Raw genomic sequence first — 22598 nt, 5'->3', positions numbered from 1 at the left:
GCGGCTACTCCCCCGCGGTCCGGTACTCGCCCGATCGGATGACCTGGGTGCGGCGGTGCTCGTCGTCGAGGATGCTGAACAGCTCGCTGTCGGTGGCGTCGTCCAGGTCGTCCTCGGGCTGGGCGCGTTTGGCGGTCCACGAGGCCAGCAGCGCTTCCAGCCGTGCGGCCACGGCGTCGTGGTCGGCGTGCTCGACCCGGTCCAAGGTGGACTTGAGCTGGTCGAGCTCGGCCAGCAGCGGGTCGGGCGCGGTGACCGCCAGCCGTTCGCGCAGGTGCTCGGCCAGCCGGGCCGGGGTCGGGTGGTCGAACGTGAGCGTGGCGGGCAGGCGCAGCCCGGTGGCCGCGTCGAGGTGGTTGCGCAGCTCCACGGCGGTCAGCGAGTCGAAGCCGAGGTCGGCGAACGCCCGCTCGGGCCCGACCGCGTCGGTGGACGCGTGGCCGAGGACCTGGGCGACCGCTCGCCGGACCAGGTCGAGCACGTCGTGCGCCGGTTCCGGTCGTGGACGGCGGCCGGCGGGCTCGGCGGTGAACCGGACCGGGGCCAGCACGGGTTCGCCCGCGGTGAGGGCGGCGTCGAACAGGGCCAGCGCCTCGTCTGTCGCCAGCGGCAGCACGCCCGCCTTGGCCATCCTGCGCCGGTCGACGTCGGTGAGCTTGCCCGTCATGCCGCTGTCCTGCGCCCACTGACCCCAGGCGAGCGACACAGCGGGCAGGCCGTGGGCGTGCCGGTGGGTGGCGAGGGCGTCGAGGAACGCGTTCGCGGCGGCGTAGTTGGCCTGCCCCGGTCCCCCGAGCACGCCCGCCACCGAGGAGAACAGCACGAACGCCTCCAGGTCTCGCGTCAGCTCGTGCAGGTGCAGCGCGGCGTCCGCCTTGGGCCGCCAGACCTCGGCGAACCGCTCGGCGTCCAGCGACTGGACCACGGCGTCGTCCAGCACGCCGGCCGCGTGCACGACGGAGGTGACGGGATGCTCGGCCAGGAGGCGGGCCACGGCCTCGCGGTCGCCCACGTCGCACGCGACCACGGCGACTTCGGCCCCGGCCAGCTCCGCCACCAGGTCCGCGGCACCGGGCGCGGCCGGCCCGCGCCGACTGGCCAGGACCAACCGCGTGACGCCGTGGTGGGCGACCAGGTGGCGGGCGATCGCCGCGCCGAGCACGCCCGTGCCGCCGGTGATGAGCACCGTGCCGTCCGGGCTGAGCGTGGACGGCAGCGGCGTGACGTCGGCGCGGTCGAGGCGGGGCACGTGCGGTTCGCCGTCCCGGACGGCCACCTGCGGCTCGTCACCGAGGGCGGGCAGTGGCCCGTCGGTGTCGACCAGGGCGAACCGCCCGGGGTGTTCGAGGGAGGCGGACCGCACCAGGCCCCACACGGCGGCGGCGCGCAGGTCGGTCACGTCCTCGCCCCGCACGGACACCGCGCCCCGGGTCACCACCACCAGCCGAGAGGTCTCCTCGGTGGACAGGAACTCCCGCACCACGTCCAGCGTCTCCAGCGGGTCGGTGGCGTGGTGGATCCGGTCGTCGCGCTGTGCCGGTTCGACGGCGGTCGGGTGCCAGGCGAGGCGGTAGAGGTGGTGCGGCCGGGGCGCGGCGGGCGGCACGCGCAGGGTCAACCGCTCGACGGCGGCGATCGGCTCGCCGGCCGGACCGGTCAGGCTGACGCGGTAGGTCTCGGGTCCGGTGGCGGTCAGCTTTGCCCGGACCGTGGTGCGGCCGGTCGCCCAGACCGCGACGCCGGTGAACGTGAACGGCACCTTGGGCCGGTCGTCGGCGACCGTGACGGCCTGGAGCACGGCGTCGAGCAGGGCCGGGTGCAGGGCGAACCGGTCGCCGTCGGCGGGCAGGTGGACGTCGGCGTAGAGGTCGTCGCCGTGCCGCCGGACGGCCCGCAGCCCTTGGAACGTCGGCCCGTACTCGAACCCGGCATCGGCCAGCGAGTCGTAGAAGCCGTCGAGGTCGACGGGTTCGGTGCGCGGCTCGCGCCACGGCGTGGGAGGTGCGGCGGCCGCGTCGAGCACGCCCGTGGCGTGGCGCACCCAGTCGCCACCCGACCGGGAGTGGATCGCGACGGTCCCGTCCGTGCCACCGACCGTCACCCGCACGTCGACCGGTCCGGTGAGCACCAACGGCGTCTCCAGCGTCAACTCCTCGACCACCGGGCGGTCCACGTGCCTGCCCGCCCGCAACGCCAGCTCCACGAACGCCGCCCCCGGCAGCATCACCTGCCCGAGCACGGTGTGCTCGGCGAGCCACGGCTGGGCGGCCGGGGACAACTGCCCGGTCAGCACCACGCCCTGGCCGTCGGGCAACTCCACCACCGCACCCAGCAACGGGTGGTCGACCGCGTCCAGCCCGGCACCGGTGACGTCGGCCGCCGCACCGGGCACCAACCAGAACCGCTCGCGCTGGAACGCGTACGGCGGCAACTCGCCGTGCGCGGTGGGCAAGCTCCACTCCGCGCCTTCCACCCACAGCTTGCCGAGCGCGGCGAGCAGCCGTTGCGGCGAGTCGTCGTCCCGGCGCATCACCCCGTTCGGCACCAACGTGGGATGCGGCCCGACCTCCAGGAACGTCGTCACACCGTTGGCGCGCAACCAGTCCACGGCCTCCGCGAACCGCACCGGCTCCCGCACCTGCCGCACCCAATACCCGGCGTCGAACGCTGTGCCTGCGGAGGGGTACCCGCCCAGGGGATCCCTGTTGTCAACGCTACTCGAAACGTCCGACAAAACCGTCGACACAATCGGGATCTGTGGACAACCGAACGACAGCCCTTCCACGACCCGCGAGAACTCGGCCAACATCGGATCCATGTGCGCGGAGTGGAACGCATGACTCACCGGAAGCCGCCGCGTCTCGTGACCCAACGCCTCCCACAGGTCCGCCACCTCCAGCACCGCGTCCACGTCACCGGACACCACCACCGCCTCGGGCCCGTTGACGGCCGCGATCGACACCCCCTCGGGCAACGTCTCCGCCACCTCCGCCGACGAGGCCCGGATCGACACCATCGCCCCGCCCGGCGGCAGCTCCTGCATCAACCGGCCCCGCGCCGACACCAACGTGCAAGCGTCCTCAAGGCACAACACACCCGACACGTGCGCGGCGGCGATCTCTCCCACCGAATGACCCACCAGATAATCGGGCCGCACGCCCAACGACTCCACCAATCGGTACAGCGCGACCTCGACCGCGAACAACGCCGCCTGCGTATGCCGCGTCTGGTCGAGGTCGACCTCCCACAACGCCAACCCGAGCCGCCCGCACACCTCCTCCAACGTCGAGGCGAACACCGGGTACGCCGCCGCCAACCGCTCACCCATCCCCCGCCACTGCGACCCCTGCCCGGAGAACACGAACGCCGTCTTGCCGGCCCTCGCCTCACCGATGGGCGCGTCCCCGCGTGCCACGGCGTCGAGATCGGCCGCCAGACTGGCCGGGTCGGTCAACGCGACGCGATACGCGAACCGGGCCCTCGTCGCCAGCACCGAGCCCGCCGCCGGGTCGTCCGCGAACGGCCGCAGCCGCCGTGCCTGCGCCCGCACCGCCTCCGGCGACTTCCCGGACAACAGCCACGGCACGTGATCGGTGACGGTCACCGGCTCGGCGGGCACGTGTTCGAGGATCACGTGGGCGTTGGTGCCGCTGATCCCGAACGACGACACACCGGCCCGGCGCGGTCGGTCGACGGCGGGCCAGGGCGTGGTCTCGGTGAGCAGCCGGACATCGCCCGACTCCCAGTCGACGTGCGTGGTCGGCCGGTCGACGTGCAGCGTGCGCGGTAAGGAGCCGTGCCGCATCGCCATGATCATCTTGAGCACGCCCGCGATGCCCGCCGCCGCCTGCGCGTGCCCGATGTTCGACTTCACCGACCCCAACCACAACGGCCCCGACCGGCCCTGACCATAAGTCGCCAACAACGCCTGCGCCTCGATCGGATCACCCAACGTCGTACCCGTGCCATGCGCTTCCACCGCGTCCACATCGGACGGCGACAGACCCGCGTTCGCGAGAGCCTGCCGGATCACCCGCTCCTGCGACGGACCGTTCGGCGCGGTCAACCCGTTCGACGCACCGTCCTGGTTCACCGCCGACCCCCGCACCACCGCCAACACCTGATGACCGTGCCGACGCGCGTCCGACAGCCGTTCCAGCAACACCAGCCCGGCACCTTCCGACCAGCTCGTGCCATCGGCCGCGTCGGCGAACGACTTGATCCGCCCGTCCGCCGCCAAGCCGCGCTGCCGCGAGAACTCCACGAACCCGGACGGGGTGACCATCACCGTGACACCACCGGCCAACGCCAGGTCGCACTCCCCCGAACGCAACGCCTGCGCCGCCAAGTGGATCGCCACCAACGACGACGAACACGCCGTGTCCACCGACACCGCCGGACCCTCCAACCCCAACAGGTACGACACCCGCCCGGACGTCACGCTGGTCGCCGTACCGGTGGCGAGGTAGCCCTCCAGGTCGGCCGGCTGCGCGCCGCCGCCGTACCCGGACGACCAGATGCCGGTGAAGACCCCGGTGCGACTGCCGTGCAACGACGTGGGATCGATGCCGGCGTGCTCGAACGTCTCCCACGCCGTCTCCAACAGCACTCGCTGCTGCGGGTCCATGGCCAGCGCCTCACGCGGCGAGATCCCGAAGAACGCCGCGTCGAACCCACCCACGTCCGCCAGGAACCCGCCCGACCGCGTGTAAGTCGTGCCGGGCCCACCCGCCGGGTCACCGAGCCGGTCCAGGTCCCACCCGCGATCGGACGGGAAGTCACCGATGGCATCGACACCGTCGGCGACCAGCCGCCACAGCTCCGCCGCCGAACCGACCCCGCCGGGGAACCGGCACCCCGTCCCGACGACCACGACCGGGTCGTCGGTGCCGGTGACGGCGACCGGCTCGTCAACCGGGCGTTCCCGGCCGAGCAGGAGTTCCCGCAGGTGCGTCGCGAGCGCGGACGGTGTCGGGTGGTCGAACGTCACCGTGGCCGGCAGCTTCACGCCCAGCGCCGCGGCCAGCCGGTTGCGCAGCTCCACGGCGGTCAGCGAGTCGAACCCGAGGTCTTTGAACGCCCGGCCCGCGGCCACGCCGTCCGTGCGCCCCAGCACCACGGCGGTGTGCGTGCGGACGAGGTCGAGCACGACGGCGTGCTGGTCTGCCTCGGGCAGGGACGCGAGCCGTCGGGCCAGGTCGGTGTCGGCGATCCGGCGCGGCCGGTGCGTCAGCCCGCGCAACGACGGCGCGGCGAGGTCGAGCCGTGCGGGCACCAGCGCCGGCGCACCGTCGGACAGGGCCGCGTCGAACAGCGCCAGCGCCTGCTCGGTCGACATCGGCACGATCCCCGACCGCGCCAGCCGGCCCTGGTCGGCCTCGGTGAGGTGGCCGGTCAACCCGCTGGCCCGCGCCCACTGACCCCACGCCAGCGACACGGCCGCGAGCCCCGACGCGTGCCGGTGGGTGGCCAGGGCGTCGAGGAAGGCGTTGGCGGCGGCGTAGTTGCCCTGGCCCGCGCCGCCGAGCACCCCGGCCGCGGAAGAGAACAGCACGAACGCCTTCAGGTCGCGCGTCAGCTCGTGCAGGTGCCACGCGGCGTCCACCTTGGGCCGCAGCACGTCGTGCAGGCGTTCCGGCGTCAAGGACGTCACCACGGCGTCGTCCAGCACACCGGCCGCGTGCACGACGGCGCACAGGTCGTCGATCGTGGCGAGCACGTCCGCCAGCGCCGCCCGGTCGGTCACGTCGCACGCGACCACGCGCACGTCCGCGCCCTCGATCTCCACCTCGCCGCCACGACGGCTGAGCAGCACGAGCCGCCGCACGCCGTGCCGGGCGACCAGGTGCCGGGCCACCAGCAGGCCCAGCGTGCCCGTGCCGCCGGTGATCAGCACGGTGCCGTCGAGGTCGAGCGCTCGGGGCGTCCCGGGCACCCGGTCGAGGCGGGGCGCGAACACCCGGTCGCCGCGGACCGCCACCTGGAACTCGTCGGCCGGGATCCGGACCTCGCCGTCGTGGTCGACGTCGACCAGCGCGAACCGGCCGGGGTGCTCGGCCTCGGCGGCCCGCACCAGCCCCCACACCGCGGCCGCCGGGAGATCGGTCACCTCACCCGGGCCGGCCGCCCCACGCGTGACGACCGCCAGCTTGCCGTCGTCGGAGGTGCGCAGGAAGTCCTGGACGACGGTCAGGGTCTCCGCCACCACGGCGTGCGCGGCCTCGACCGGGTCCGCGCCGGGCGCGCTGCGCACGTGGTGCACGACGGCGTCTTCCCACACCGGGGTGGCCGGGATCCAGTCGAGCCGGAACACCCGGTTGTCGCGGGTCTGGAAGTCCGCCGTCATCGGTCGCACGGTCAGCGCGTCCACGACCGCCACGGGCTCGCCGGCCTCGGTGGCGAGCAGCACCCGGTAGGTGTCGGGCCCGGTCGGGGTGAGGCGGACCCGTGCCGCCGACACGCCCGTCCTCAGCACGGCGACCCCGGCGAACGAGAACGGCACCCGCCCCGCCGCGACCAGCGTGAGCGGCTGCAACGCGGCGTCGAGCAACGCGGGGTGCACCCCGAACCCGGCCGGGTCGCCCGAGGTGACCTCGGCGTACAGATCGTCACCGTGCCGCCGCACCGACCGGACGCCTTCGAACGCCGGACCGTACTCGTAGCCGCGCGCCGCGAGGTCGTCGTAGAAGCCGGTGAGGTCGACCGGTTCCGCCGCCGACGGCCAGTCCAGCGCACGTGTCGCCGGCATGTCGACGCCGAACGTGCCGGTGGCGTGCCGCACCCAGCCGCCGTCGAGCCGGGAGTGGATCGTGACCGCGGTACCGTAGACCACCACTTGGACCAGCACGGCGTCCCGCGCTGGCAGCACCATCGGCGCTTCCAGCAACAGCTCGTCCAGCACGTGCCGGCCGACCTGGGCTCCCGCCCGCAGGGCCAGTTCCACGAACCCGGTGCCGGGCAGCAGCACCGAACCGTGGATCGCGTGGTCGGCCAGCCACGGGTGGGTGGCGACCGACAGCCTCCCGGTGAGCACCACGCCGTCACCCGCGGCCAACTCCACGGCCGCGCCGAGCAGCGGGTGGTCGGTCGCGTCGAGACCGGCCGCCGTCACGTCGGCGGGCCCCGGCACGGGCTCCAGCCAGTAGCGCTCGTGCTGGAACGGGTAGGTCGGCACGTCGACGTGACCGGCGGCGGGCCGCGGCCAGTCGACGTCCACACCCGCGACGAACACCCGTGCCGCAGCGGCGGCGAAGTCGGCTCCGTCACGGCGCAAGGTGCCGGTGGCGAGCGGGACGTCCAGCGTCGGCACCAACACGGGGTGCGGGCTGACCTCGATGAACACCTCGTGCCCGGCGACCGTCAACGCCTCCACGGCCCGGTCGAACCGCACCGGCTCACGCAGGTTCCGATACCAGTAAGCAGCATCAACGGTCTCGACCAAACCTTCGTCCACCGTCGAGTAGAACGGCACCCGCGCGGGCATCGGAGCGATGTCCGCCAGCTCGGCCAACAACCGCTCCCGGACCGCCTCCACCTGCGCCGAGTGGGCCGCATAATCGACCGGGAGGACCCGTGCGCGGACACCGTCGGCCTCGCAGGCGGCCACGAGTTCGGCCAGCGCCGCCGGTTCGCCGGACACCACCACCGAGGACGCCGAGTTGACCACCGCGACCGTCAGCCGGTCACCCCACCGCGACAGCAACTCCGCGTCCTGCGGCAACGACACCGACACCATGCCACCCAGACCACTGATCGCCATCAACGCCTTGCTGCGTAAGGCGACCACTCGTGCCGCATCGTCCAGCGATAGCGCCCCGGCAACATGGGCAGCAGCGATCTCCCCCTGCGAATGCCCCACCACGGCATCCGGCTCGACACCATACGAACGCCACAACGCAGCCAACGACACCATCACCGCGAACAACGCAGGCTGAACCACATCCACACGGCCCAACCCACCACCACTCAAAACCTCGACCAACGACCAGTCCACATACGGAGCCAACGCCCGCTCACACTCATCCACCGCCTCCCGGAACACCGGCTCCGAGACGTACAGATCCCGACCCATACCCACCCACTGCGCACCCTGACCCGGGAACACGAACACCGACCGCCCCAACGCCGACGCCGTGCCCGTCACCAAACCCGGATGCTCACGACCCTCCACCAACGCACCCAAAGCCGCCGGCTCCAACACCACCGCACGATGATCGAAACGCGCCCGACCGGCCAGCACACCAGCCACCGCGGCAGCGTCACCGGTCACCCGGCTCAGCCTGCGTGCCTGGTCGCGCAACGCCCGCTCGGACTTGGCCGTGACCACCCACGGCGCGGTACCGACGTCCTGACCCGATCCCGACGCGGTCCGCGGAGCCTGTTCGATGATCACGTGCGCATTCGTGCCGCTGACGCCGAACGACGACACACCGGCCCGGCGCGGACGTCCCGTCTCCGGCCACGGCACGGTGTCCGTCAGCAGCCGCACGGCACCGGCCTCCCAGTCCACGTGCGGGGTGGGCTCGTCCACGTGCAGCGTCTTGGGCAGCCGGCCGTGCTGGAGGGCCAGCACCATCTTGATCACACCAGCGACACCCGCCGCCGCCTGCGTGTGCCCGATGTTCGACTTCACCGACCCCAACCACAACGGCCCCGACCGGCCCTGACCATAAGTCGCCAGCAACGCCTGTGCCTCAATGGGGTCACCCAACGTCGTACCCGTGCCGTGCGCCTCCACCACGTCCACATCGGACGGCGACAGCCCCGCGTTCGCCAGAGCCTGCCGGATCACCCGCTCCTGCGACGGACCGTTCGGCGCAGTGAGCCCGTTCGACGCACCATCCTGGTTCACCGCCGAACCAGCCACCACCGCCAACACCCGATGACCATTGCGCCGCGCATCCGACAGCCGCTCCAACAACACCAAACCCGCGCCCTCACCCCAACTCGTGCCATCGGCGGCAGCGGAGAACGGCTTGCACCGACCGTCAGCCGCCAGCCCGCGTTGACGGGAGAACTCGGTGAAACCCAACGGGTTCACGATCACCGTCACACCGCCGGCCAACGCCAGGTCGCACTCCCCCGACCGCAACGCCTGCGCCGCCAGGTGCACCGCCACCAACGACGACGAGCACGCGGAGTCCACCGACAGCGCCTGACCGCGCAACCCGAGCAGGTAGGCCACGCGACCGGACGTGACGCTGGGTGAGATGCCGGTCGCCAGGTACCCCTCGGCGTCACGCGGAGCCTGCTCGACCACGCCCCCGTACCCGGAGGACCACAGCCCGGTGAACACGCCCGTCTGGCTGCCCCGCAACGACGTCGGGTCGATCCCCGCGTGCTCGATGGTCTCCCAGGCGGTCTCCAGCAGCACCCGTTGCTGGGGGTCCATCGCCAACGCTTCGCGCGGCGAGATCCCGAAGAAGTCGGCGTCGAACCCGGCCACGTCGGACAGGAACCCGCCGCGACGGGTGTAGGTGGTGCCGGGGTGGTCGGGGTCCGGGTGGTAGAGCCGGTCCAAGTCCCAGCCGCGGTCGGTCGGGAAGTCCGTGATGGCGTCCACGCCGTCCGTCACCAGGCGCCACAGGTCGTCCGGCGACCCGACGCCACCCGGCAGCCGACACCCCATGCCCACGATCACGATCGGGTCGTCGTCCACCGCCCGCACGACCGGCGCGGCCACCTCGGCACGCGTGCCCGCCAGTTCGAGGCGCAGGTGTTCGGCCAAGTCCTCTGGTGTCGGGTGGTCGAAGACGACGGTCGCGGGCAGGCGCAGGCCGGTGGCCGTGGCGAGCCGGTTGCGCAGCTCCACGGCGGTCAGCGAGTCGAACCCGAGGTCGCGGAACGCGAGCCGGGGCCTGATCGCCGACCCGTCGGTGTGCCCGAGCACGGCCGTCGTGTGAGTGGTGATCAGGGACAGCAGATCGGTGTCGGGCGAGGTGGGCGGTGGCAGTGCGCGGGGTGTGCGGGTGGTGAGGTGCGCGGTGGTCACGGCGGGGTGCCCGCTGGCGAGGGCGGCGTCGAACAGCGCCAACGCGTGCTCGGTGGTCATCGGCGCGATGCCGGCGCGGGTGAAGCGCTCCTTGTCGGTCGCGGTGAGGTGCGCGGTCATGCCGGACGACTCGGCCCAGTAGCCCCAGGCCAGGGACGCCGCGGGCAGGCCGAGCGCGTGCCGGTGCCGGGCCAGGGCGTCGAGGTAGGAGTTGGCGGCGGCGTAGTTGGCCTGTCCGGCGGTGCCCAGGACGCCCGCGGCGGCGGAGAACAGCACGAACGCGTCGAGGTCGGTGGTGAGCTCGTGCAGGTGCCAGGCCCCGTCGACCTTGGGCCGCAGCACGCGGTCCAACTGGTCGGGGGTGAGGCCCTGCACCACCGCGTCGTCCAGCACACCGGCCGCGTGCACGACGACCGCCAGGTCCGGGATCGACGCGACCAGCTCGGCGACCTGCCCCCGATCGGCCACGTCGCACGCGACCACGCGCACGTCCGCGTCCAGCTCGGGCACCTCGCCACCACCGCGGCTCGCCAGCACCAGCCGCCGCACGCCGTGCCGCGAGACCAGGTGCGCGGCCAACGCCCGGCCGAGCGTCCCCGTGCCGCCGGTGATCAACACCGTGCCGTCGCCGAGGCGCGGCACGGTGAGCACCAGCTTGCCGACGTGGCCCGCCCGGCTCATCAGCCGGAACGCGTCCGCGGCCCGTCGCACGTCGTGCGTGGCGACGGGTGGCAGCCGGAGCACGCCGTCCGCGAACAGCCGCAGCACCTCGGCCAGCACGTCACCCAGGTGCGCGAGGTCGACGTCGTTGAGGTCGAACGCCCGGTAGTCGACGCCTTGCGGGCGGCGGACGTCGGTCTTGCCCATCTCCACGAACCGGCCGCCCGGCGCGAGCGAGCGCAGCGACGCGTCGGTGAACTCGCCGGCCAACGAGTTCAGCACCACGTCCACGCGCGGGAACCGCTGCTCGAACTCCAGCGTCCGCGACGACGCGATGTGGTCCTCGGCCAAGCCCAGGTCACGCAGCACGTCCCACTTGCCGGGGCTCGCCGTGGCGAACACCTCCGCGCCCAGATGCCGGGCCAGCTGGATCCCGGCCGTGCCCACCCCGCCCGCACCGGCGTGGATCAACACCCGGTCACCCGGCTCCACGCGACCCAGGTCCACCAGACCGTGCCACGCGGTCAGGAACGCCACCGGCACGGCTGCGGCCTGGGCGAACGACCAGCCGTCCGGCACCGGGGCGAGCAGCCGCGCGTCGGCGACGGCCCGTGGTCCGAACGTGCCGGACGCCAACCCGAGCACCCGATCGCCGACCTGCCACCGCGTGACGCCAGGACCGACCTCGATGACCGTCCCGGCCGCTTCACCGCCCAGCACCGCTTCGTCCGGGTACATCCCCAACGCGATGAGCACGTCCCGGAAGTTCACCCCCGCCGCACGCACCCCGAGCCGCACCTGGCCCGGCTCCAGCGGCCGCTCGGCCACCTCGGCGAACGCCAGGTCGTCCAGGCTGCCGGTGCCCGACTCGACCAGCCGCCAGGACCCGTCGACCGACGACGGCCGAGGCGTGAACGCCACCTGCCGCGGTACCAGCACCGCGCCACCGCGGACCGCCAGCTCGACCTCGTCGCCGGCCACGGCCGCCGCGTCGAGCGCCTGCTCCACCGTGGCGTCCCGGTCCAGTTCCACGGCCACGAACCGGCCGGGGTGCTCGGCGGCGGCGCTGCGGACCAGCGCGCGGACCGCCGCGCCCGCCGGGTCGTCACCGGTCGGCACCACCAGGCGCGCCGGGTCGTCGGACTCCAGGAACCGCTGCACGACGGCGAGCGCCTGCCGGGTGAGCGCGTGCACGGACTCGGCGTCCACCGCCCCGGTCAGGAGGGGTGCCGGCCTGACCGGCGTCGGCGTCGACTCGGCCAGTGGTTCCCATGCGGTGCGCAGCAGCGCGGGTTCGGCGGCGGTCCGCACGGTCAGCGTGTCGATCGTCGCCACCGGTGCGCCGGTCGGATCGGTGAGGGTGACCGTGTAGGCGTCCGGGCCCTTGCGCGCCAGGTGGACGCGGGCCGCCGAGACGCCCGTGGCGTGCACGGCGACGCCCGTGAAGGAGAACGGCAGGCGGAGCCGGTCGTCCGGGTGCAGCAGCATCACCGGTTGCAGAGCGGCGTCCAGCAAGGCCGGGTGCAGGCCGAACCTCGTGCCGTCCGGCACGTGGACCTCGGCGAACACGTCCTCCTCGCCGCGCCACAACGCCCGCGTGCCGCGGAACGCGGGGCCGTACTCGTAGCCGAGGTCGGTCAGGTGGTCGTAGAAGCCGTCCGGGTCGACCCGCTCGCCCTGCGGCTGCCACGCGCCCCCGGCCGGGGCTTGGGCGTGGTCGAGCGCGCCGGTGGCGTGGCGGACCCACTCGCCGTCGACCCGCGAGTGCACGGTGACGGGTCGGCGGTCCTCGTGGTCCGGCGCGCCGACGGACACCTGCACGTGCACGGGCCGTTCGGTCACGTTCAGCGGCACGTGCAGCACCAAATCCGCCACCACCGGGCGGTCCACGGCACGTCCGGCCTCGGCGGCCAGCTCCAGGAACGCCGTGCCGGGCAGCAGCACCGTGCCGCCGACGGCGTGGTCGGCGAGCCACGGGTGCGTGCGGGTCGACAGCCGTCCGGTCAGCACGACGCCCTGGTCGTCCGGCAGCATCACGGACCCGTCCACCAGCGGATGCCCCGACGTGGAGCCCGCCGCGCCCGGCGTGAGCCAGTAGCGCGTGCGCTGGAACGGGTAGGTGGGCAGGGCGATCCGACCCGGGGTCGGTCTCGGCAACGGGAAGCCGTGGACGACGAGGGTGGCCAGCGCGACGCGGAAGTCACTCCGGTCGCGGCGCAGGGTGCCGGTGGCGAGCGGGACGTCCAGCGTCGGCACCAACACGGGGTGTGGGCTGACCTCGATGAACACCTCGTGCCCGGCGGCCGTCAACGCTTCGGTCGCCCGGTCGAACCGCACCGGCTCACGCAGGTTCCGATACCAGTAAGCAGCATCGACGGTCTCGACCAAACCTTCGGTCACGGTCGAGTAGAACGGCACCCGCGCGGGCATCGGAGCGATGTCCGCCAAGTCGGCCAACAACCGCTCCCGGACCGCCTCCACCTGCGCCGAGTGCGCCGCGTAGTCCACCGGGATCCGACGAGCGTGCACACCTTCCCGCTCGCACAGCTCCACCAACTCGGCCAACGCGCCCGGCTCACCCGACACCACCACCGACGACGCCGAGTTCACCACCGCGACCGTCAGCCGATCACCCCACCGCGTCAACAGCTCCGACCCGGGCGGCAACGACACCGACACCATGCCACCCAGACCACTGATCGCCATCAACGCCTTGCTGCGTAAGGCGACCACTCGTGCCGCATCGTCCAGCGATAGCGCCCCGGCAACATAGGCAGCGGCGATCTCACCCTGCGAATGCCCCACCACGGCATCCGGCTCGACACCGTACGAACGCCACAACGCAGCCAACGACACCATCACCGCGAACAACGCAGGCTGAACCACATCCACACGGTCCAACCCACCACCACTCAAAACCTCGACCAACGACCAGTCCACATACGGAGCCAACGCCCGCTCACACTCATCCACCGCCTCCCGGAACACCGGCTCCGAGACGTACAAGTCCCGACCCATACCCACCCACTGCGCACCCTGACCCGGGAACACGAACACCGACCGCCCCAACGGCAAAGCCGTGCCCGTCACCAAACCCGGATGCTCACGACCCTCCACCAACGCACCCAAAGCCGCCGGCTCCAACACCACCGCACGATGATCGAAACGCGCCCGACCGGCCAGCACGCGTCCGATCTCGGCGTGCTCCGCGGGGTGTTCGGCCACGAAGTCCCGCAGCCTCCGCGCCTGGTCCCGCAACGCCTCCGGCGTCTTGGTCGACAGCAGCCACAGCTGCTCACCCTCCGCCGGCCGCACGTCCTCCGGAGCCTGCTCGATGATCGTGTGCGCGTTCGTGCCGCTGATGCCGAACGCCGACACGGCCGCTCGCCGCAGACGATCGGTGGCCGGCCACGTGATCGCCTCGGTCAGCAGTCGGACGTTCCCCGCCGTCCAGTCCACGTGCGGCGAAGGCTCGTCCACGTGCAGCGTCTTCGGCAGCACACCGTGCCGCAACGCCATCACCATCTTGATCACACCAGCGACACCCGCCGCCGCCTGCGTGTGCCCGATGTTCGACTTCACCGAACCCAACCACAACGGCTCCGACCGGCCCTGACCATAAGTTGCCAACAACGCCTGCGCTTCGATCGGATCACCCAAGGTGGTGCCCGTGCCGTGCGCCTCCACCACGTCTACATCGGACGGCGACAGCCCCGCGTTCGCCAGAGCCTGCCGGATCACCCGCTCCTGCGACGGACCGTTCGGCGCGGTCAACCCGTTCGACGCGCCGTCCTGGTTGACGGCGGTCCCCCGCACCACGGCCAGCACGTGGTGGCCCTTGCGGCGGGCGTCGGAGAGGCGTTCCAGCAGCAGCAGGCCCGCGCCCTCGGCCCACCCGGCACCGTCGGCGGCAGCGGCGAAGGGCTTGCTGCGGCCGTCCGGCGCGCTCGCGCCCTGCCGGGACATCTCGGTGAACAACGACGGCGTGGCGTTGACCGTGACGCCGCCGGCCAGCGCCAGGTCGCACTCCCCGGACCGCAGCGCCTGCGCGGCCAGGTGCAAGGCGACCAGCGCCGACGAGCACCCGGTGTCCAGCGACAACGCGGGCCCGACCAGCCCCAGCAGGTACGACAGCCGGCCGGAGCCGATGCTGGTCGCCGTGCCGGTGACCTGGTAGCCCTCCAGGTCGTCGGGCACGGACCCGGAGGCGTATCCGGTCGACCAGATCCCGGTGAACACGCCCGTCTGACTGCCTTGCAGCGAGGTCGGATCGATGCCCGCGTGCTCGAACGCCTCCCACGCCGTCTCCAACAGCACCCGCTGCTGGGGGTCCATCGCCAACGCCTCACGCGGCGAGATCCCGAAGAACGCCGCGTCGAACCCGGCGGGATCGGCGAGGAACCCGCCGTGCCGGGTGGACGACGTGCGCGGCCTGGATGCCGTGGGGTCGAACAGCCCGTCCAGCTCCCACCCCCGGTCATCGGGGAACACGCCGATGGCGTCCACGCCCTCCGACACCAGCCGCCACAGGTCGTCCGGCGACTCGACGCCGCCGGGGAACCGGCAGCCCATGCCGACGATGGCGATCGGGTCGTCGACCGCGACCGCCGCCGTGGTCGTCGCCGGCGTGCCCTCGCCGCGCAGGTGGGCGGCGAGCCGTTCCGGCGTGGGGTGGTCGAAGACGATCGTGGACGGCAGCCGTCGGCCCAACGCGGTGGTGAGGCGGTCGCGCAGGTCGACGGCGGTCAGCGAGTCGAAGCCCAGGTCCTTGAACGTCCGACCGGTGTCGATCGCCTCCGGCGAGGCGTGCCCCAGCACGGCCGCCGTGTGGGTCGTGATCACCTCGAGCACGTCGACACCGGGCACGGCGGCATGCTCGACCGGTTCCTCGCGCACCCGCGCTTCGGGTAGGTCAGCGAGCAGTCGACTGGGCCGCTGCCGCGTGTAGGCGGGCGCGAACCGCGACCAGTCGACCGGCGTCACCACCGCATGGGGCACGTCCTGGTCGAGCACGTCGCGCAACGCGGCCAGCGCCCGTTCGGACGGCAGCTCACCCAGGCCGAGCAACCGGCGTTGCCGCTGCACCGAGTCCAACGCGGCGATGCCGCCCTCGGCCCAGATGCCCCACGCCACCGACGTGGTCGCCCGGCCTTGGGCGCGGTGCCCTGCGGCGAAGGCGTCGAGGAACGCGTTGCCGGCCGCGTAGGCCGCGCCGTGCCCGTCGCCCCAGACACCGGCCGTGGAGGAGAACAGCACCAGCGCGTCGAGGTCGGGCAGCAGCTCGGCGAGGTGTGCCGCGCCGGCGACCTTGGCCGTGATCACGTCGGCGAACCCGGTCAGGTCGTCGTCGGCCAACCGGCCGGACCCGATCACACCCGCCGTGTGGAAGACCGACCTGACCTCGCCGACCTCGTCCAGCAACGCCGCCAGCGCGGCCCGGTCCGCCACATCGCACGCGGCCACCGTGACCCGCGCGCCGGAGGCGGCCAGTTCGGCGTGCAGCTCGGACGCGCCGGGTGCGTCCGGCCCGCTGCGGCTGACCAGGACCAGGTGCTCGACACCCTGCCCGGCGAGCCAGCGGGCCACCTGAGCACCGAGCGCACCCGTACCGCCCGTGATCAAGGTGGTGCCTTCCGGCCGCCACGTCCGGACGGGCGGGGTCGCCTTGGCCCGGCGCAGCCTCCGGGCGAACACGCCTTCCGTGCGGATCGACACCTGGTCTTCCGGGCCGCCCAGGGCGGCGAGCAGCCGACGCACGCTCACCGCGTCCGGCGTGGTCGGGACGTCCACGAGCCCGCCCCACCGGTCGGGGAACTCCAGCGCGGCGGACGTGCCCATCCCCCACACCAACGCCTGCCGCGGCCGTTCGCCGAACGCGCCGCTGGTCACGCACCACAGCGGCGCGTCGAGACCGGCCAAGAGCGCCAACGTCCGCGCCAGGCCGACGGGCACGGCCGGGTGGTCGGGGTGCGGCGACTCGTCCAACGCCAGGAACGACAGCACGCCGTCGACCCCGTCCACCGCGTCGACCACCTCCACGCCGACGTCCCGCAACGCCCGCACGGCCACGTCGACCCACGGGTGCTCGCCGTCGGGCCGCAGCACGAGCCACCGGCCGGTGGGCGTCGAACCGGGCGTCACGGGCGACCACGCGACCTCGTACCGCCACGGGTCCGCGGCGGGCGCGACCGGTGTCAGCCAGAAGTGCTCGTGCTGGAAGGCATAGGTGGGCAGGTCCGCGCCTCCGGCCGGTGGCAGGGCGGAGGTCCAGTCGACGTCCACCCCGGCGGCGAACGCCCGCCCGGCCGCGGTGAGGAACTCTTCGCGACCACCGTAGTCACGACGCAGGGTGCCGGTGGCGAGCGGGACGTCCAGCGTCGGCACCAACACCGGGTGCGGGCTGACCTCGATGAACACCTCGTGCCCGGCGGCCGTCAACGCTTCGGTCGCCCGGTCGAACCGCACCGGCTCACGCAGGTTCCGATACCAGTAAGCAGCATCGACGGTCTCGACCAAACCTTCGTCCACCGTCGAGTAGAACGGCACCTGAGCGGGCATCGGCGTGATGTCCGCCAGGTCGGTCAACAGCCGTTCGCGGACCGCTTCGACCTGGGCCGAGTGCGCCGCGTAGTCCACCGGGATCCGACGAGCGTGCACACCTTCCCGCTCGCACAGCTCCACCAACTCGGCCAACGCGCCCGGCTCACCCGACACCACCACCGACGACGCCGAGTTCACCACCGCGACCGTCAGCCGATCGCCCCACCGCGTCAACAGCTCCGACCCAGGCGGCAACGACACCGACACCATCCCACCCAGACCACTGATCGCCACCAACGCCCTGCTGCGTAAAGCGACCACGCGTGCCGCATCGTCCAGCGATAGCGCCCCGGCAACATAGGCAGCGGCGATCTCCCCCTGCGAATGCCCCACCACGGCATCCGGCTCGACACCGTACGAACGCCACAACGCAGCCAACGACACCATCACCGCGAACAACGCAGGCTGAACCACATCCACACGGTCCAACCCACCACCGTTTAAGAGCTCGACCAACGACCAGTCCACATGCGGAGCCAACGCCCGCTCACACTCATCCACCGCAACCCGGAACACCGGCTCCGACACGTACAAGTCCCGACCCATACCCACCCACTGCGCACCCTGACCCGGGAACACGAACACCGACTTGCCGGTCGTGGCCGGCGGGGCTGCCGGTGGCGCGGTGAGCAGGTCGGACCGGTTCACGCCGACCAGCACCGTGCGGTGGCGGAACCGGGCGCGGGTGGCCAGTTCGCCGGCGATGGCGGCGGCCGACACGTCCGGATGGGTGAGCGCGTAGCCGCGCAGCCGTTCGAGCTGGGCGTTCAGCGCCGCTTCGGTCTTGGCGGTCACGAGCCACGGCACCGCCCGGTCGTCGCCGTCGACCGTCACGGCGTCGTCCGGGGACTGTTGGAGCACGAGGTGGGCGTTCGTGCCGCTGATCCCGAATGACGAGACGGCCGCGCGTCGGGGCCGTTCGGTGTCGGGCCAGGCAACGGGCGCGGTGAGCAGCCGGATGTGGCCGGCCGTCCAGTCCACGTGCGGGGTGGGCTCGTCCACGTGCAGCGTCTTCGGCAGCACACCGTGCCGCAACGCCATCACCATCTTGATCACACCAGCGACACCCGCCGCCGCCTGCGTGTGCCCGATGTTCGACTTCACCGACCCCAACCACAACGGCTCCGACCGGCCCTGACCATAAGTCGCCAGCAACGCCTGCGCCTCAATGGGATCGCCCAACGTCGTACCCGTGCCATGTGCCTCCACCACGTCCACATCGGACGGCGACAGACCCGCGTTCGCCAGAGCCTGCCAGATCACCCGCTCCTGCGACGGACCATTCGGCGCAGTGAGACCGTTCGACGCGCCGTCCTGGTTCACCGCCGAACCAGCCACCACCGCCAACACCCGATGACCATTGCGCCGCGCATCCGACAGCCGCTCCAACAACACCAAACCCGCGCCCTCACCCCAACTCGTGCCATCGGCGGCAGCGGAGAACGGCTTGCACCGGCCGTCCGGGGCGAGCCCACGTTGGCGGGAGAACTCGGTGAAGATGACCGGCGTGGCCATGACCGTGACGCCACCCGCCAACGCCAGGTCGCACTCCCCCGAACGCAACGCCTGCGCCGCCAAGTGGATCGCCACCAACGACGACGAGCACGCCGTGTCGACCGACAGCGCCGGTCCGCGCAGCCCCAGGTGGTAGGCGACGCGGCCGGACGTCACGCTGGTCGCCGTGCCGGTGACCAGGTAGCCCTCCACGTCCTCGGGCACCGGTGTGCCGACCGCGTACCCGGACGACCAGATGCCGGTGAACACCCCGGTGCGGCTGCCGTGCAACGAGGTCGGGTCGACTCCCGCGTGCTCGAACGTCTCCCACGCCGTCTCCAGCACCAACCGCTGCTGCGGGTCCATCGCCACCGCCTCACGCGGCGAGATCCCGAAGAAGGCCGCGTCGAACCCGCCGGCGTCCGCCAGGAACCCGCCGCGGGCCACGGCGCTCGTGCCACCGCTGCGCAGCTCCGGGTCGTGGAGCCGGCCCAGGTCCCAGCCCCGGTCGGCCGGGAAGTCGCCGATCGCGTCGACCTCGGCGGTGACCAGCCGCCACAGGTCGTCCGGCGACGTGACACCGCCGGGGAACCGGCAACCCATGCCGACGATCACGATCGGGTCGTCGTCCACCACCGCCGCGACCGCCGGCACGTCCACCGCGCCGTCACGCAGGTGCGCCACCAGGTCCGCCGGGGTCGGGTGGTCGTAGATCAGGCCGGACGACAGCCGCAGCCCGAGGGCGTTGTTGATGCGGTCGCGCAGCGCGACACCCATGACCGAGTCGAAGCCCAGGTCCTTGAACGTCGACGTGGCGTCGAAGTCGGTGGCGTCGGCGTGCCCGAGCACGGCCGCGATGGCGGCGGTGACCTGCTCGGCGGGGTCGGCGGTCAGCGGGGTCGGGGTCTCGGGTGTGACGTCGCCCAGCCAGTAGGGACGGCGCTGGAACGCGTAGGTGGGCAGGTCGACCGGCCGCACGCCGGCGGGGAACGCGGGCGTGAAGTCGACGTGCCCGCCCGCCACGAACACCCGACCCAACGCGCCCAGGAACTCCTCCCGGCCACCGTGGTCGCGGCGCAGGGTGCCGGTGGCGAGCGGGACGTCCAGCGTCGGCACCAGCACCGGGTGTGGGCTGACCTCGACGAATACGTCGTGACCCGCCTCGGCCAGCGCGGCGGCGGCCAGGTCGAACCGGACCGGCTCGCGCAGGTTGCGGTACCAGTAGTCGGCGTCGAGCACGGCGGTGTCGAGCAGGCCGCCGGTCACCGCCGAGTAGAACGGCACCTCACCCGACCGGGGGTGCACCTCGGCGAGGTCGGCCAACAGCCGTGCGCGCAGCGTGGACACCTGCGCCGAATGGGCGGCGTAATCCACCGGAATGGCGCGCGCCCGGATGCCGGCCGCCGTGCAAGCCGTCGACAACTCGGCCAGCGCGTCCGGCGGACCGGACACCACCACCGCTTCTGGCGCATTGACAACGGCAACTGTCAATACGCCGTCCCACCGTGAGATGAATTGCTCGGCCGCGTCGACCGGAAGTGTGACGGACATCATTCCGCCCTGGCCCGCCAACGCGACGAGGGCGCGGCTGCGCAATGCCACCACGCGGGCCGCGTCGGCCAACGACAATGCGCCCGCCACGTGCGCGGCGGCGATTTCGCCTTGGGAATGGCCGACCACCGCGTCCGGTTCGACGCCGTGCGCGCGCCACAGCGCGGCCAGCGACACCATCACCGCGAACAGCGCGGGCTGGACCACGTCGACCCGGTCCAGCGCGTCGCCGTGCAGCGCGTCGACCAGCGACCAGTCGGTGTGGGGGGCGAGCGCGGCGGCGCAGGCGTCGACGGAGTCGCGGAACACCGGTTCGCCCGCGTACAGCTCGCGGCCCATGCCGACCCACTGCGCGCCCTGGCCAGGGAACACGAACACCGTCCGCCCCGGGTCGGCGGCACGGCCGGTGACCAGGTCGGGTGCTGGGCGACCGGCGGCGAGCGCGGTGAAGGCCGGTCGGCCGAGGAGCACGGCGCGGTGGGCGAAGTGGGTGCGCGTGGTGGCCAGCGCGTGGCCGATCTCGGCCGGCGTCACGTCGGGGTGTGCGTCCAGGTGGTCGTGCAGCCGCCTGGCCTGCGCGCGCAACGCCTGCTCGGTCTTGCCCGACAGGACCCACGGTGTCGTCCGGGACTCGGTCACGGGCTCGACCGGTTCGCGCGGCGGCGGTTGGGCGACGACGACGTGCGCGTTCGTGCCGCCCATGCCGAAGGCCGACACACCCGCGATCAACGGTCGGTCGGCGCGCGGCCACGGGGTCAGCTCGGTCTGGACCCGCAGCTTCAGCTCGTCCCACGGGATGTCGGGGTGGGGCGTGAGGTGGTGGAGGGTGGCCGGCAGGGCGCGGTGGCGGATGCTGAGCACGGCCTTGAGCAGGCCGACGACACCCGCCGCGCCCTCCAGGTGACCGACGTTGGTCTTGGCCGAGCCGACCCGCAGCTCGGTGGTCCGCCCGGCGTGCGCCGCGCCGAGGCCCGCGGCTTCCACCGGGTCGCCGACCGGGGTGCCGGTGCCGTGCAGCTCGACGTACTGCACGTCGTCGGGGCGGACGCCCGCGCCGGCCAGGGCGTCCCGGATGACCTCGGCCTGCGCGCGCGGGCTCGGCACGGTGAGGCCGCGCGTCGGCCCGTCGTTGTTGACCGCGCTGCCGAGGATCACCGCGTGCACCGGGTCGCCGTCGGCCAGCGCCCGGGACAGCGGTTTGAGCACGACCAGGCCGCCGCCCTCGCCGCGGGCGAACCCGTTGGCGCGGGCGTCGAAGGTGCGGCTGCGACCGTCCGGGGACAGCCCGCCGAACTCGACGCCGCTGGTCTCGCGGCTCCCGGCGAGGTTGAGGTTCACCCCGCCCGCCAGCGCGAGCGCGGTCTCGCCCCGGCGCAGGCTCTGCACCGCCAGGTGCACCGCGACCAGCGCGGACGACTGCGCCGCGTCCACGGTGAGGCTCGGTCCGCGCAGGCCGAGGAAGTGCGAGGCGCGGTTGGCGATCACGCCCCGGTTCGTGCCGGTCATGGTGTGCGGGGTGACGTGCCCGGGATGGCTCAGGGTGGCGTAGTCGTCCCAGGTCGCGCCGATGAACACGCCGGTGCGGCCGCCGGCGAGCGTGCCCGGCACGATCCGCGCGTCCTCCAGGGCCTCCCACGCCAGCTCCAGCACCAGCCGCTGCTGCGGGTCCATCGCGGCGGCCTCGCGGGGTGAGACGCCGAAGAACGCCGCGTCGAAGGCGTCGACCTGGTCGAGGAAGCCGGCGGGCAGGTCGCCCGCGCGTCCGGGTGGCGGGGTGGTGATCGCGTCGCGGCCGTCGCGCAGCAGCCGCCAGAACGCCGCGGGATCGGGTGCCTGGGGCAGCCGGCAGGACATTCCGACGATCGCGATCCCGTCGTCGGCGCGAGACATTTCCCCACCCATCGGGTCACCCTCTTCCGCTCGCGAGAATTCGAGTCGGTTCCCGGACGAAAGCAATGCGGCCCGTCACCACCGCCCGTCGAGCAGTTGTCCACCCGGCGGGGAAAGACGACTCGAACGTACCTCGGTTCTGCCCGGCCCGGCTACTGCTCGGCCCATTCGCACCGGCCACGCATCGGGTTTCCGATCGTGCCACTGGCACGGGCGAGGTGATTCGGCTTCAATGCCGACGCGGGCACCGAGAACGGGTCCACCGGTGCCGATCCCGTATGCCCCGCAGTGGCATTCGCGATAGCGCGCTGGTGCCGCCGGGTGCGTTTCCGACGCGCCGAACGGCCCCGCCGCGGTGCCCGGGTCGGCGGCACGGCGCCGGGTCCGAGAACAGCAGCGTGGAAGTCGTCGG

The 22598-nt window shown here is 72.8% G+C and carries 1 protein-coding gene; it reads right to left on the bottom strand.

The window, feature by feature from the left end; all coding sequences use genetic code 11:
- Window positions 1–4 precede the first annotated feature (4 nt).
- A complete protein-coding gene (locus LZG04_RS25755) occupies window positions 5–22186 on the bottom strand; it encodes a type I polyketide synthase (RefSeq protein WP_233821312.1) in 22182 nt (7393 codons plus the stop codon).
- Window positions 22187–22598 lie beyond the last annotated feature (412 nt).

The organism is Saccharothrix sp. S26 (assembly GCF_021390395.1).
Taxonomy (GTDB): domain Bacteria; phylum Actinomycetota; class Actinomycetes; order Mycobacteriales; family Pseudonocardiaceae; genus Actinosynnema.
Note: the sequence above shows the minus strand (reverse complement) of the source record. Positions and strands in the feature narration are given on the sequence as shown.

What these genes read in the sequence shown, in the direction of transcription:
- LZG04_RS25755 (WP_233821312.1), bottom strand. Translation starts at nt 22,186, where the DNA reads ATGTCTCGCGCCGACGACGGGATCGCGATCGTCGGAATGTCCTGCCGG.